Below are 11,882 nucleotides of genomic sequence, written 5' to 3' on the forward strand. Positions count from 1 at the left end.
CCGCGTGCGGCAAAGCGCGTTGCCGCGCGCCCCGGCATTCGATCAAGCGCCTGGAACAAGGGGATGGACGATGGAGCACTTGAAGATGGGTCGCGTGCTTGCGTGTGTACTGATGTGGCTGGCCTGCGTTGGCATGGCCAATGCGCAGAGTCCTCAGACGATCCGGAAGCAGGTTGAAGCCAGCATGCTGGTCACCGGTTCGATCCTCATCGAACGCGATGGCAGCGTCAGCGGGCTGGAGGTTGACCAGCGCGAGAAGTTGCCGGAGGTCGTCGCATCGCTGGTGGAGAACTCCGGCCCGGCATGGAAGTTCGAGCCCGTGCTGGTGAACGGCGAGCCCAGGAAGGTCAAGGCGCGCATGAGCCTGTTCATCGTGGCGAAGAAGCTGGAGGACGGCGCGTTCCGGGTCGGCATCCGCAGCGGCTACTTCGGCAAGGACGCGATGACGGCGGAGGAGCGTCTGCAGGAGCCCGACGCCATCAAGCGCGTAGAGATGAAGCCGCCGTCCTATCCGATGAGTGCGCTGGAGAAAGGCGCGCGTGGTACCGCGTACGTGGTGCTGAAGATCGGGCCAGACGGCAAGGTGATGGAGGCCGTGGTCGAGCAGGTCAATCTGAGGACCATCGGCGACGCCAATGAGATGAAGCGGATGAGAAGCGCGTTTTCGCGCACTACGGTCACTGCGGCGATGAAGTGGTTGTTCTCCGTGCCGGCCAGCGATCTCCTGCGCGAGCAGGGATTCGTGTCGGTACGCGTTCCGGTCGACTACGAGATCGTGGGCAACACCCTGCCCACCTACGGGCAGTGGAACGCCTACATCCCAGGACCCCGCGAGCAGATACCGTGGGTTCAAGAGAGCGCAGGTGCCGGCGATAGTCCCGAGGCGATGCTGGCGGGCGGACTCTATGAAATGGGCAAGGGGCTGCGGCTGCTGACGCCGCTGGGCGGCGAGGGTTCCTAGGCTGCGTACGGGCCGATGCGGCGGGTCATGATCATTCGCCGCCGAAGGCCTGCAACAGGTGCTTCCCGTACTTCCCCGAGGCCGTGGCGGTCACCATCACCACCGCGTACGCGAACACGCCGCCAGCCACCGCGAACGCCGTGATGGCCGGCCACGTGAAAAGGCGTGGCCATGCGATGCGCTTGTGCAGGTTGCGGATGAAGCCCTCCGCGACCAGCAGGTTGGGCACGAAGAACAGGTAGAGGATGGCGTAGTCGAATGGGCCGCTGGTGGCGCCCGCGCCCATGCCGATGCCGCCGGTGAGGTCCTTCCAGGCACGGATCTCCAGATCGAACACCCATGAGCCCAGCACCATCGCGAACAGCCGGATGGCCCAGGCGCGATGCCGGTCGAAGCGTTTTGCGCGCGCATGCACGAAGGCCATGATCGCGCTCAGCATCATCACCGCACCCCAGACCGCGAAGGCGACCGACGCCGCGGGGGTGTAGGCACCATGGGTGAGGATGAACGACATGCCGCCGGCGCCGGCCAGCACGCCAGCGGTGACGTAGACGCGCCCGGTCCAGCGGTGCACGGCGCGGTGCCGGCTGCGGATGCGCGACGACAGCAGGATCGGCCAGGCCAGCACCAGTACCGTGCCCATCGCGAAATGCAGACCGATGCCGAGATTGGCGATCCAGTCCGCGGCGGTGGGCATCGCCTGGCCTTCCATCAGTGCGCGCCACTGGTCGAAGTTCTTCGGGGTGGCGCCGACGGCCCGGAGCACGATGTAGGCCCCGAAGGCCAGCAGCCCGACCAGAGCGACGACCTGGGTGGCGTGGCCGATCCGGTGCAGCAGCCGTTGTTCGATCGTGTCCGTCCGCGTCGGCGCTGCGCGTGCGTGTCGCATATCCATGGGGCTTCCTCCCGATCCATCGGCGGATCGCTCATGGGCGCCAGCGTCCGTTCCGGGCCTCCGCAAAGTCGTTAGGCGAAGCTCAGGAAGTCGTGAGGTGCGCGTCGGGGCGAGCACCGTGGCGCTAGGCAGGCGCACCTATACTTGGCCGGCGGGCCCGCCCCGCGAGGGAGCGCATGCCGCAGCCGGATCCCAGCCGCCTGGCTTTCGACGACGTGGTCATCGACTTCGTCGGCCGGCGTCTGTTGCGGGCAGGACGCGAGCAGACGCTCGAACCCAAGGCGTTCGCCGTGCTGGCCTTGCTGGCGGGGTCGCCAGGCCGGGTGTTCGCGCGGGAAGAGATCCTCGACGCGGTCTGGGGCCACCGGCACGTCACCCAGAGCGTGATCAACCGGATCATGAGTCTCTTGCGCCAGGCGCTGGGCGAGGACGCGCAGCGCCCGCGCCTGCTGCACACCGTGTACGGCATCGGTTATCGCTTCGATGCGCCGGCCGCAGGAGATGCCGTGGTGCCACCAGCGTCGAGGGCCGTGCATCGTTGGCGCCAGGCCTGGCCTGTAGCGTTCGTGACGCTGGCGGTGCTGATCGTGAGCGTCGTCGTCTGGATGATGCGCGATCCCGTTCGCCGCACATCGGGTGAAGCAACCGTGCCCCAGGCCCGGCCTTCATTGGCGGTGCTGCCTTTCGTCGACCTTTCGCGGGCGCGCGACCAGGCCTATCTGGCCGACGGCCTGGCCGAAGAAATCCGCAATCAGCTGGCGCAGTCGCCTGCACTGCGCGTGGTGGGCCGCACCTCCAGCCGGTCGTTCGAAGGTGGACGCGACGACGTGCGCGCGATCGGCCGTGCGTTGGGCGCGGCCCACCTGCTCGAGGGCAGCGTGCGCCGCGAGGGAAGCGATCTGCGTGTCACCGCGCGGCTGGTCCATGCCGAAGACGGGTCCTACCTGTGGTCGAAGACCTATGCGCGCGAGTTGCGCGACGTGTTCGCCGTGCAGGACGACATCGCGCGCGACGTGGCGCTTGCGCTGCGGGTGAAACTGGACGTGGCCAGGTTCAACCGCGAACAGGGCGGTACGACCCAGGTCGATGCCTACGAGCGCTTCCTGCGTTGGCGCAGCATCGGCATGCGCGAGCAGTTCGATGTCGAGCACGACCGGCAACGCCTGCAGTTGGCGCGCGAGATGGTTTCGCGGGATGCGCAGTGCGTGCTGTGCTGGGATGCGCTGGCCGTTTCGCTGGAAGCGATGGCCCGGGAACTCGGGGGCCCGCAGGCGGAGCGGCTGCGGGCCGAGGCCTCCCGGGTGCGCGGGCACATCGCGCGTTCTGCACCGGACAGTTGGGTGGTCAGGCGCGATCGCGCCAATGCCTTGTGGCGCGAGGGCAAGCGGGCCGATGCCATCGCGCTCGCGAAGCAGGTCGCCGATACCGGGCCGCTGACCAGGGAGCGTGCCTGGGACTACGCCTACATGCTGTATGCGATGGGCCACCTGGATGACACGATCGCCCTGGTCGAACGGGTGCGCGCGATCGAGCCGAGGGCGCTGTTCCTGTCGCGCGACCTCCAGTACGACTACACCGCCGCACGTCGCTACGCGGACGCGGAAGCCGAGTACCGGCGGGGGCTGCAGATGGAAGGGAGCCAACGCGAAACCGACTCCGTGGCGTTCTTCCGGCAACTGGCCGGCAAGCGGGGCGGCGGCCTGCCCGAACTGCGCGATCTGCACCGGCGATTGCAGCAGCAGGAGGGATTCGATACGCCGTTCTTCCGCGATCTCGGCACGGTACTGGACGACCGCGGCGCGATGCTCGCCCTTGTCGGCAAGGCACTGGCGGATGAAGCCTACGCCGGCGGGCAGGATGCGGCCTACGTACAGACCAGCGTCGCCGATGCGCTGGGCGACACCGGGCTGGCAATCCGCGCGCTGCGCAAGGAGCTGGAAATGCAGCCGGGTTTCGACGAGGGGCGCATGGCGCAGTACCCGTACGTCGCTTTCTGGAACGCGCCGTATTCCGGCATGCGCGCGCATGCGGACTTCAAGGTGCTGCTCGTGCAGGCCGGTGTCGTCGACTACTGGCGCCAGACCGGGCGCTGGGGCGATGACTGCGCGCCGGTGGGCGCGGACGATTTCCGGTGCCACTGACGAAAACGCCCCGCGATGCGGGGCGTTTCGTGTCGAAGCGAGAGGATCAGCGCTTCATCGAGCTGAAGAACTCGTCGTTGGACTTGGTGTTCTTCATCTTGTCCAGCAGGAATTCCATCGCGGCGATCTCGTCCATCGGATGCAGCCAAAACCCCTAGATTTATTGGGTTTCTCATACTTACCTTGATTCGGTAGTGGTCAAGGTTAGGGTGCAAGGGTCTCCCTGTTTCCACCCCCAGTCAAGCAGATTTCGCGTGCTTTCGGGGAGGTGGGGTTCCTCCGCGAGGCGACTCCAAGTGTCGGGTTCTGTCGGGTTTTGTCGGGTCTGATCTCAAGGGCCCCGCGCCGCGAAACTACATCTACAGCTTCGATAGCAAGCGATCCGCGATCACGCCCATGCTCTCAATAGCGACACGCGCCTCTTCATTGTCGACAGATGCGGGGAAAGGCCGGCCATGCCCTGTGCCTTGTGCATTACGAAGTGCATTGATGCCACACGCGAGCTCATACATCGCCGCATCTACTCGCTCCTGAGGTCCCTTCGCCGCCGACTTGTCGAAACACAGCCCCAAGGCCATGAAGGCTTGGGCTAAGAGCGTAGGAAAGTTCGTGACAGTGGGTTCGGCCCCGAATCGGGTTACCAGCACATGCTTCGCGGTTGCCTCAAGCAAGTCCTTGCTAGTTCCAGTAACAAGGGCGGCATCTAGGGAGCCCGCTCGTGCACGCCTGACGTAGGCATTGAGTGCTTCCGTCAACGGCCTTCCCGACAGGGAGTCCAAGAGAAGGGGGCGGAGCTCGCCAGTCGTTGTGAGCTCGTACCCCTCACTCCGAAAAGCTTCTATCGCATCAGCAATGGCGTCTCGCCCCACATAGTTCGGGGAGGTCTCCCTAAACCCTCCAGAGCCTTTCACGACGGCCAAGAGAGACTCGGCAAACTGACCAGCTTTCTCGGGGGCGTTCTCCATCCCCCAGCTCAGGACACCTCGTACGCGTTTCGCCTTCCCAACAACCTGTCCGGCCTTCGTGGGGTCGCCCGCCGACAGCTCGGCTTTGGCGATCTGAAACTCAATGGCGGAGTGCGTTGGCTCTCTTTTGATTTCCGACTGACCATCGTCCACAAGTCTGGAGATCGCGGTAATCACTACTTCCGAGATGAGAAGTTGACGCATGTGGGCGGCTCCCTCACTTTTCTTCAGCCACTCTTTACGGACCAGAGCTGCGCGCCGAGCTGCTTGCAGCTAATTGCAAAAGACGCACATGGTTTCGAAGCTAGTTGCTCTGCGAAAGCAGCGAAGTGGTTTGCTTGACTAGATCAGCCGCGTCTACATCTAGAGCCCGCGCAAGTACGATGATCGTCGTAAGCGTTGGCTGGCGCTGGCCGCGTTCAAGTAGAGAGATGTAGGTGCGGTCTAGCTCGGCCTCTAAAGCCAAGTCTTGCTGGGATACATCTCTGCTAGTACGAACTTGGCGAAGAACTTCGCCAAACGCTCCTTGCACGGTTTTGCTGTCGGTCGCCATTGGCTACCGACAGTAGGGCTGGTATGACTATAGTTCGACGGACTATAGTCTGCAATCTGGCATGCGCCAGCAACTGGAGCAAGGGAGCAGCGTCATGGGGGAAGAAAACACAAACGGAAAAGTGCTCGGGTACGGTAGTGGAGAGTGGATAGCTGCTGGGATTTTGGGTCTCGTATTGCTAGTTGGCTATGCAGCCTGCCGAGGGCCCGAGGAAAAACCTCAAAGTGATCGGGTAGACGAAATGTCGGCTAGCAGCAATACGCTCGGGGCATGGACTTACATGAAGGAGTTTGTCAGACAACGGTTGAAGTCCCCCTCTACTGCCGAGTTTCCATTTGGAGGACATCGGGATGTAACTGCCCTCGGCGATAGCCGCTACCTAGTCGAGTCGTACGTCGACTCCCAGAACTCCTTCGGCGCCACTTTACGAACAAGATTTCGTGGCGTGATAAAGAAGACGCAAAGTGGATGGGAGCTAGAGAGCCTCGCCATTGATGAGTAGCCGTCAAGCTTTTCGGTCGGGCCGTGCGCTTTGAGCACAAGGGCTGACCATAGGGGACAGGATGCCATCACGATTGCAGCCAATTGCAATTACGGCGGAGTTCGGTTCAACGATGTGATCACATCAAGCAGGGGGGGCACGAGAGAGGCGAGATGACATCAAGACGCCCTGTTGTAGACCGCAGCCCGACTCCGTACTCTCTATAGCGTCACGACTAACCCCAAGCGCATGTTGTGCAGAGAGTCGGGGCACGGCGTGCTGGGGAAAGCCAAGCACAGGGTCGAGTAATCGCGCTGTACCACTCAGGAGGAGTGTATGCCAATTGTTGTCAGCATGATTAATTGGAAGGGCGGAGTTGGAAAAACTTCCCTAACACTGAATATCGCCGCAGGCCTAGCAAACACGCACTCGAAGCGAGTTCTACTGATTGATCTCGATGCTCAATGCAATCTGTCATTCCTTGCGGTAGGCCTGTCATCTTACGTGGCTCACACCTATACCAATGGCGGTCCGACTCTCAAGTCAATTTTCGATGCTTATTTCGACAGAGCCGCACTCAATCCAAAGGACGTGATTCTCGAAAAGCAGGTCCGGGCTCGAGCAGGAAAAGTATTCACCAAGGTAGGGATTGTTCTTTCTCATCAGGAGTTGACGCTTCTTGACATGAAGCTCGCGCGCGAGAAGCGCTCCGGAAAAGATCATCGTGAAGAGACTCGTTTTGAGATCGAGAAGCTGTCGGTCATTAAGAACGTTATAGACTCAGTGGCGTCCGAATACGACTATGTCCTGATCGACTGTCCGCCCAATGTCAATCTAGTTACGCAAAACGCATTCTTTGCTAGTGACTACTATGTGGTGCCAGCAATTCCCGACTTCCTTTCCACAGTCGGCATCTCATTGATCAACACCTACATGGATCAATTCAATCAAGACTACCGCTCCATGTGGCTGTATGCCGGCCTTCCCGGAGCTTACGGAGATACGAAGTTCGGAGGCATCATCTTCAACATGGTGGATGAGTATGGCGGCGGACCCAAGCAGGGTCACAGCCAAATCATGACATCAACGGCCGCGCAGCTTGGGGCGGCCGCACTGTTCAAAAACTACGTCACCGATGGCGATGGTATGTCTGCTGCCGCACAAGCGAATCTCCCCATTTTTGCCTACAACGATCTACCAAGAGCTCAGCAGAACGCTGAGAAGCAGGCGAACTACATGGGGAAAGTTGTAGATGAGTTCTGTGCTCGTATCGTCTAGGAGCTCATATGAAGACACATGACCTTGCCGACAATCTTGAAATGCTTGCGCACCTTTTGCGCAGGATGCCCAACGTCGATCTTGATCCGAAACTAGCATCTGGGCTTCAAGGCGATCTTCTTGAGCAGGGAGGCGAGAAGAGAGCAGCCGCGCGCCTGAACCGGCCACTTCCGGATGGGCTCGAGCTCAAGCTCAGCGAAATGAATGCGGCCGAAGTTGAGGCCTATCTGGTCAGTGACGAGGACTTGTTCACGGCCGCGAACCTTAGTGAGCTGGCTGCGCGCCTAAAGCTGCCAACTTCAAAGCGCCAAAGCAAAAGCGCTCTCATTAACGTGATAGTTAGACACCTTGAGGCTTCGAAGATGCACTCAATCATTCGGAGTACTAAAGCGGAATTGCCTGAAGGTTCTAACGAAGGAAGCTAGCGAGCTTAGCGAGGAAGGTGTCGCGTCGTTAAAGGGCCAATTAGTTCACGCGCTGAAGCTGAGAGCCTCAGCGAACCGCTGGGGCTTCGGGAATGGTTGTTGGAATCAGTAGCCCCTTGGTGACGAGTTCTCCAAGCACGAGCCCTGAAAGACTGGACTCTAGCTCAAGAGTGTGGCTCTGAATCCACGCCTTTACTTCGGAGGTACTCAATTTCGAATCCAAGATGATGCTCGCCACAGCAGCAGCACTGATTCGTGATAGGCCAAGCTCAACCAAGGCTCTTCCAGTATCGGTGGCGACACCGAGTTCAAGAGCAAGAGAGAAATCATAGATCTCACTTGCGCGAGCGGTGTGGCCCGCCTCCTCAAGCGCAAGCCTGAGCAAGTCAACGTAAGCCTTGGCCCACTGGACGAGGGTGAACCTTATTACCTTCTCTATCAGCTCAAACATGGATCGGATGGCGCTATCAACCACTTGTTCCTCGGGCTTCTTTCGAGCTTCCCCAGACTTGTTGCGAGCGTATCTAACCGATTCGCCGACAAGCTGGCTAAGAGGTAGCCCCCTCATCCACTTGAGCGCGGTCGCGGTTACATGATTTGCGTATCGCCGGGCGCCTTCAGCATTCGGGCCGGAAAGCTCCATCCGTCCGAGGTGCTTGAACATCCTACGTATGATTGCGTTGTAAACCTCGTAGCCGTCGAATGCAGGATTGACGGGAATCAAGTTCTTGAAATCACCCTTCGCAATCTTTGTGCGAAGCCGATTCAGCAGTCTGGCAAGCGAAAGAGGATCTACAACCCAGTTTGCGGCTAGAACACTCGTGGGGAGGCCGAGCGCCTCCAGTGCGTGTTTCGCTATCTTCTCGATTCTCTCGCGTTGACTAGGGTCTAAATCGAGGCCCGGACGGCTAAGCAACTTCGCCAAGTCTCCTTGGGAGGCTCTGTACAAGATAAGACCAGAGGCAGAGGCAGTCCGAGCGCTGTGCTTCTCGATTGGGACTCGCAAATCTGCGGTGCTCTGCAGCGTATCAATGATCGCCTCGAGATCCTGATTTACGGCCTCTTGAAATGCGATCTTGATGGCGAAACGCTTTCGAGTAGAAAGCGGGTGTGTGTCCCACTTGTGATAGTCCACAAGAAACACATTTCCGACGACATCGCGACCAAGCCGCCCAGCACGGCCGGCAAAGTTCCACAATGACGCTTCATCCAACTGCTCGCCCTTGTTGCCGCGCGTTGGTGTGTCTATGAACACATTGCGAGCGGGGAGATTCACGCCCTGAAAGAGAGTAGTGGTGCAGCACAAGAAATCCAGATGGCCTTCGCGGAACGCGCCTTCTATGCCCTCCCTGAGAAGGCTCGGCATGTTCCCATAGTGGAACGCAACCCCGTTTCTAACAAACTTGGCTAGAGAATAGGACTTGTGAACATCCTTCTCGATGAACTTAGCCAGCTTTTCGCGTGCTTGAGCGTGAGCATCATCCGTCTGCCTGTCGCTCGAATTATTGGAAATCTGCCGGGCTAATGTCTCCGCACGAGCGGCTCCGGTAGCGTAGACCAAGGATCTTCCAGTTTGGCCAAGCTCGAGCGCGACAGCTGCCAGTCGCTTGTCTTCGGAAACACCAAATCCTCGGCTCGAATTGAAGAAGCCAATCCTCTCGTTACTTCCATCCGCAGCGATCAGCTCTAGCTCGAGCCGTTTTTCGTCGGCATAGTCAAAGTTGACGATAATTCTGTTCTGAACAACCGGAGATAGGCCTGTTTCGCGAATACTCAGGTCTTCAATTCCGACAGCAGCGCCTAAGTCTTCGAATCCTTCTACTCCGGGCGCCAAGAAAAGTGCCCGCGCGCTGGGATTTGCTCGTCTAAGCTTTTCTATCGCGTCTTGAAGGATCATGCCACGACCATCGTCACCAATGGCCTGTGCCTCGTCCACGATGATCAAGTCGACCTCATTCGTAAGGCTCATCGTGGACAACAGCAGCTGAAGTCGTTCCTGCGTCAGTACATAAACCTGTCGCTGTCGATTTAACGGATCAGAAACCGGAATGGTCGTGACTCGAATGCTGTCGCTAATTGCTTCCAGCTGCCGCTCGAGTGTTTCTTGAATCTCCGATAGAAGTGCGCGGGTGGGCGCCACGTAGATAGCAGTAAACTTCGCGGCACTCATGGCGCTCATACGAAGATGTTCGAGAACGACGAAGGATTTTCCGGCAGAGGTGGGGGCAGAGATGGCTACAGAGTGTTTTCTGGATAAGGAGTGCCAAACCTCGAACTGAAAATTAGTAAGGGCCCGGCGCACTCCACCGATGGGAATGGTGTTCATCTCGGCAAGTAGCGCGTTCCTGAGTGCGCTCTGGAAAGAGCTAGTGTTCGCGCCATGACGAGTGATCTCGCCTAGCCCGGGAAAGTTCCCTAGCTGTGCAAGCACCGTCGTCGCGCCATCGATGATTGGCGCGCTGGTACTGGAAATAGTGCAGAAGACCGCAATTTGCTGCGCCGTGTCTTTGGCGATATCACTTTCACTCTGCGCAAATATGCTTGCGGAGGAAACCAGTCGCCCTAGAGCATCCTCAGCGAGCAAGTGAATGCGGTCGCCATCCCTGCTTTCGCTTGGAGGTAGCGTTGCAATGATTCCCTGTGATCTCAACGCAGAGAGATCTCTCGCGAATTCTGGGCGAGCCAGTATTTGGGCGCTTAGTTCGTTAGCGAATATGGCCACTGTTTGCCTCTGCGAATGCCGTCTTCAATCCGTTGATGTCAGGAACTGCAATAAGGAACACTTCGCACTTCGCGAGATCCAGTCCCTTCGCCAGCGCCTGCTTCGCCAAAAGCTTGGATATCTGCTCACTCTTCTCAGCGTAAAGTGAGGAAAAATGGTCCTCATGTGCCGAAATACTCTGACCTTGTTCTACAGGAATTCTCTGCGCATAGCTTGACTCGGAGAAGGTCAAACTTCCCACGTGACGTTCTCTGCGTTTGAGACTGGCGCCAGATTCGGCATAGGGGTCAAAGTAATCCTTGATCTCACTCCTCAGCGGCTCCGGAAGCGAATCCAAGTTGGATAGGTCAGTGATTATCCGCAGCTCATTCTTACGCGCTGAAGCGTCTTTCTGATACTTCGAAGCCGAGTCGCAGAATTCTCGCGTCGCGTCTGAAGAGCTTGGTGAGAGCTTCGACTCCAGCAGAAACAGGGTCGCGGTCCCGTCGTCTTCAAGGCGAATATGAAGGCCGTCAACACCATGCACGGGCATCTGTGAAGATGTCTTAAGAGCCATCTTAGAGCCGATTTGCGGTGCGTCCAGAAACCTTACCGCTACCGCATAAGAGATTAGTTCTCCGACTTCCCCATATCGAGCCTTGTTCTCCTCCTGATAGCGGATCAGAAGATTAGTGGCCTCTCTTTGAAGTCGAGTATGTAGCGCGGTGTCAGCGCCAGTCGATGACTGGGCCCCAGCAGCATTGGCTGCCTTACGCTTCGCAAGAGGAATGACGTAGTTGACCAGCTGATCGGAAAGTACGTCGATGAACTCTCTAAGCTGGGGCTCGTCCTCCCTGAATCTGACGAACAGCATCCTTGTCCCGGGTGTTCCGGACGAAGCCTCTCGCAAAACGTTATCTATTCCCCTGATGGGGTCTAGTAACGCCTTCAGCGATCCATCAGCACTTTGGGCCATCCCTAGACATCCTCGTCCTCGTTTTCAGGGATGTTAACGCACCGTGATAGGCCATCAAGATTTGGTCGATGTACTGATTTCTTCAGAAATAAGTACACTGGTCCCTCAGGGGCCCTAGATCCCCTTCCGTTCCCTCATGGAGGGGGGCGTCTATGAAGAAGTCTCTCGTCCCGGCCGTTGCCTATCTGCGTACAAGTTCGGCCTCCAATGTAGGCGAAGGGAAGGACTCCCATCTCCGGCAGACCGCCGCCATTGAGGGATATGCGAAGCGGGCCGGCTATGTCATTCGGGAGCCCGCGTATTACGACGCCGCAGTGTCGGGAGCGGACCCCATCGATGTCCGGCCGGGGTTTCGCGCGCTGTTGTCCTATCTGGCGGACACGCCCGAAGTGCGGGTGATCTTGGTGGGTAATCCCCCCGCCCATTAGCTGACGCCAGAAGTGGAATTTTCTCGTACGCTTTCCCGAGGAGGTTCCATGAAGAAGTCCCGCTTCACCGACAGCCAG

The 11,882-nt window shown here is 58.9% G+C and carries 11 protein-coding genes; 6 read left to right on the forward strand and 5 right to left on the reverse strand.

Annotation, left to right across the window (positions count from 1 at the left end; translation table 11 throughout):
• Positions 1–70: 70 nt before the first annotated feature.
• Positions 71–961, forward strand: coding sequence for a hypothetical protein (locus tag ASD72_RS19455; RefSeq protein ID WP_056881624.1), 891 nt, complete (start codon positions 71–73; stop codon positions 959–961).
• Between the two features lie 31 nt (positions 962–992).
• On the opposite strand, the gene ASD72_RS19460 is transcribed toward ASD72_RS19455, so the two are convergent.
• Positions 993–1,856: a DUF2306 domain-containing protein gene (locus ASD72_RS19460; protein WP_056881625.1), complete on the reverse strand. Its 864-nt coding sequence runs from the start codon at positions 1,854–1,856 to the stop codon at positions 993–995.
• A 176-nt stretch (positions 1,857–2,032) separates the two neighbouring features.
• On the opposite strand from ASD72_RS19460, the gene ASD72_RS19465 reads away from it, so the two are divergent.
• Positions 2,033–3,997, forward strand: a complete 1,965-nt coding sequence (locus tag ASD72_RS19465) for a winged helix-turn-helix domain-containing protein (protein ID WP_056881626.1) — start codon at positions 2,033–2,035, stop codon at positions 3,995–3,997.
• A gap of 359 nt (positions 3,998–4,356) precedes the next feature.
• Here the strand turns inward: ASD72_RS19465 and ASD72_RS19470 are convergent, their stop codons facing one another.
• Positions 4,357–5,166 carry an abortive infection family protein gene (locus tag ASD72_RS19470; protein ID WP_056881627.1) on the reverse strand — a complete coding sequence of 270 codons (810 nt, stop codon included), beginning with the start codon at positions 5,164–5,166 and terminating at the stop codon, positions 4,357–4,359.
• A gap of 100 nt (positions 5,167–5,266) precedes the next feature.
• The gene (locus ASD72_RS21720) at positions 5,267–5,515 is read right to left on the reverse strand and encodes a helix-turn-helix transcriptional regulator (protein ID WP_081420478.1); all 249 of its coding nucleotides are present in this window, start codon (positions 5,513–5,515) and stop codon (positions 5,267–5,269) included.
• Between the two features lie 61 nt (positions 5,516–5,576).
• Between ASD72_RS21720 and ASD72_RS21150 the strand changes: the two genes are divergently transcribed.
• The 3 genes from ASD72_RS21150 to ASD72_RS19480 all read left to right on the forward strand — a co-directional run bounded on the left by ASD72_RS21150 (position 5,577) and on the right by ASD72_RS19480 (position 7,699).
• The gene (locus ASD72_RS21150) at positions 5,577–6,017 is read left to right on the forward strand and encodes a hypothetical protein (RefSeq protein WP_155944761.1); all 441 of its coding nucleotides are present in this window, start codon (positions 5,577–5,579) and stop codon (positions 6,015–6,017) included.
• A 315-nt stretch (positions 6,018–6,332) separates the two neighbouring features.
• The gene (locus tag ASD72_RS19475; protein ID WP_056881628.1) at positions 6,333–7,274 is read left to right on the forward strand and encodes an AAA family ATPase; all 942 of its coding nucleotides are present in this window, start codon (positions 6,333–6,335) and stop codon (positions 7,272–7,274) included.
• An 8-nt stretch (positions 7,275–7,282) separates the two neighbouring features.
• Positions 7,283–7,699, forward strand: coding sequence for a hypothetical protein (locus ASD72_RS19480; RefSeq protein WP_056881629.1), 417 nt, complete (start codon positions 7,283–7,285; stop codon positions 7,697–7,699).
• Positions 7,700–7,766: 67 nt separating this feature from the next.
• Here ASD72_RS19480 and ASD72_RS19485 read toward each other — a convergent pair whose 3' ends face one another.
• Both ASD72_RS19485 and ASD72_RS19490 read right to left on the reverse strand, forming a co-directional pair.
• The gene (locus tag ASD72_RS19485; RefSeq protein ID WP_081420479.1) at positions 7,767–10,283 is read right to left on the reverse strand and encodes a DEAD/DEAH box helicase; all 2,517 of its coding nucleotides are present in this window, start codon (positions 10,281–10,283) and stop codon (positions 7,767–7,769) included.
• 121 nt (positions 10,284–10,404) lie between these two features.
• On the reverse strand, positions 10,405–11,376 hold the full coding sequence (locus ASD72_RS19490; protein WP_081420480.1) for a DUF1837 domain-containing protein: 972 nt from the start codon (positions 11,374–11,376) through the stop codon (positions 10,405–10,407).
• Between the two features lie 152 nt (positions 11,377–11,528).
• Here ASD72_RS19490 and ASD72_RS19495 point away from each other — a divergent pair, with 152 nt between their 5' ends.
• Complete coding sequence (locus ASD72_RS19495; RefSeq protein WP_056881632.1) at positions 11,529–11,804, forward strand: recombinase family protein; 276 nt, start codon at positions 11,529–11,531, stop codon at positions 11,802–11,804.
• The last annotated feature ends 78 nt before the right edge of the window (positions 11,805–11,882 follow it).

This window comes from Pseudoxanthomonas sp. Root630, from assembly GCF_001427585.1.
Classification (GTDB): Bacteria; Pseudomonadota; Gammaproteobacteria; order Xanthomonadales; family Xanthomonadaceae; genus Pseudoxanthomonas_A.

Coding starts and splice junctions, on each gene's coding strand:
- ASD72_RS19490 (WP_081420480.1), bottom strand. CDS start 11,376: ATGGCCCAAAGTGCTGATGGATCGCTGAAGGCGTTACTAGACCCCATC.
- ASD72_RS19480 (WP_056881629.1), top strand. CDS start 7,283: ATGAAGACACATGACCTTGCCGACAATCTTGAAATGCTTGCGCACCTT.
- ASD72_RS19465 (WP_056881626.1), top strand. CDS start 2,033: ATGCCGCAGCCGGATCCCAGCCGCCTGGCTTTCGACGACGTGGTCATC.
- ASD72_RS21150 (WP_155944761.1), top strand. CDS start 5,577: ATGCGCCAGCAACTGGAGCAAGGGAGCAGCGTCATGGGGGAAGAAAAC.
- ASD72_RS19455 (WP_056881624.1), top strand. CDS start 71: ATGGAGCACTTGAAGATGGGTCGCGTGCTTGCGTGTGTACTGATGTGG.
- ASD72_RS19495 (WP_056881632.1), top strand. CDS start 11,529: ATGAAGAAGTCTCTCGTCCCGGCCGTTGCCTATCTGCGTACAAGTTCG.
- ASD72_RS19475 (WP_056881628.1), top strand. CDS start 6,333: ATGCCAATTGTTGTCAGCATGATTAATTGGAAGGGCGGAGTTGGAAAA.
- ASD72_RS19470 (WP_056881627.1), bottom strand. CDS start 5,166: ATGCGTCAACTTCTCATCTCGGAAGTAGTGATTACCGCGATCTCCAGA.
- ASD72_RS19460 (WP_056881625.1), bottom strand. CDS start 1,856: ATGGATATGCGACACGCACGCGCAGCGCCGACGCGGACGGACACGATC.
- ASD72_RS21720 (WP_081420478.1), bottom strand. CDS start 5,515: ATGGCGACCGACAGCAAAACCGTGCAAGGAGCGTTTGGCGAAGTTCTT.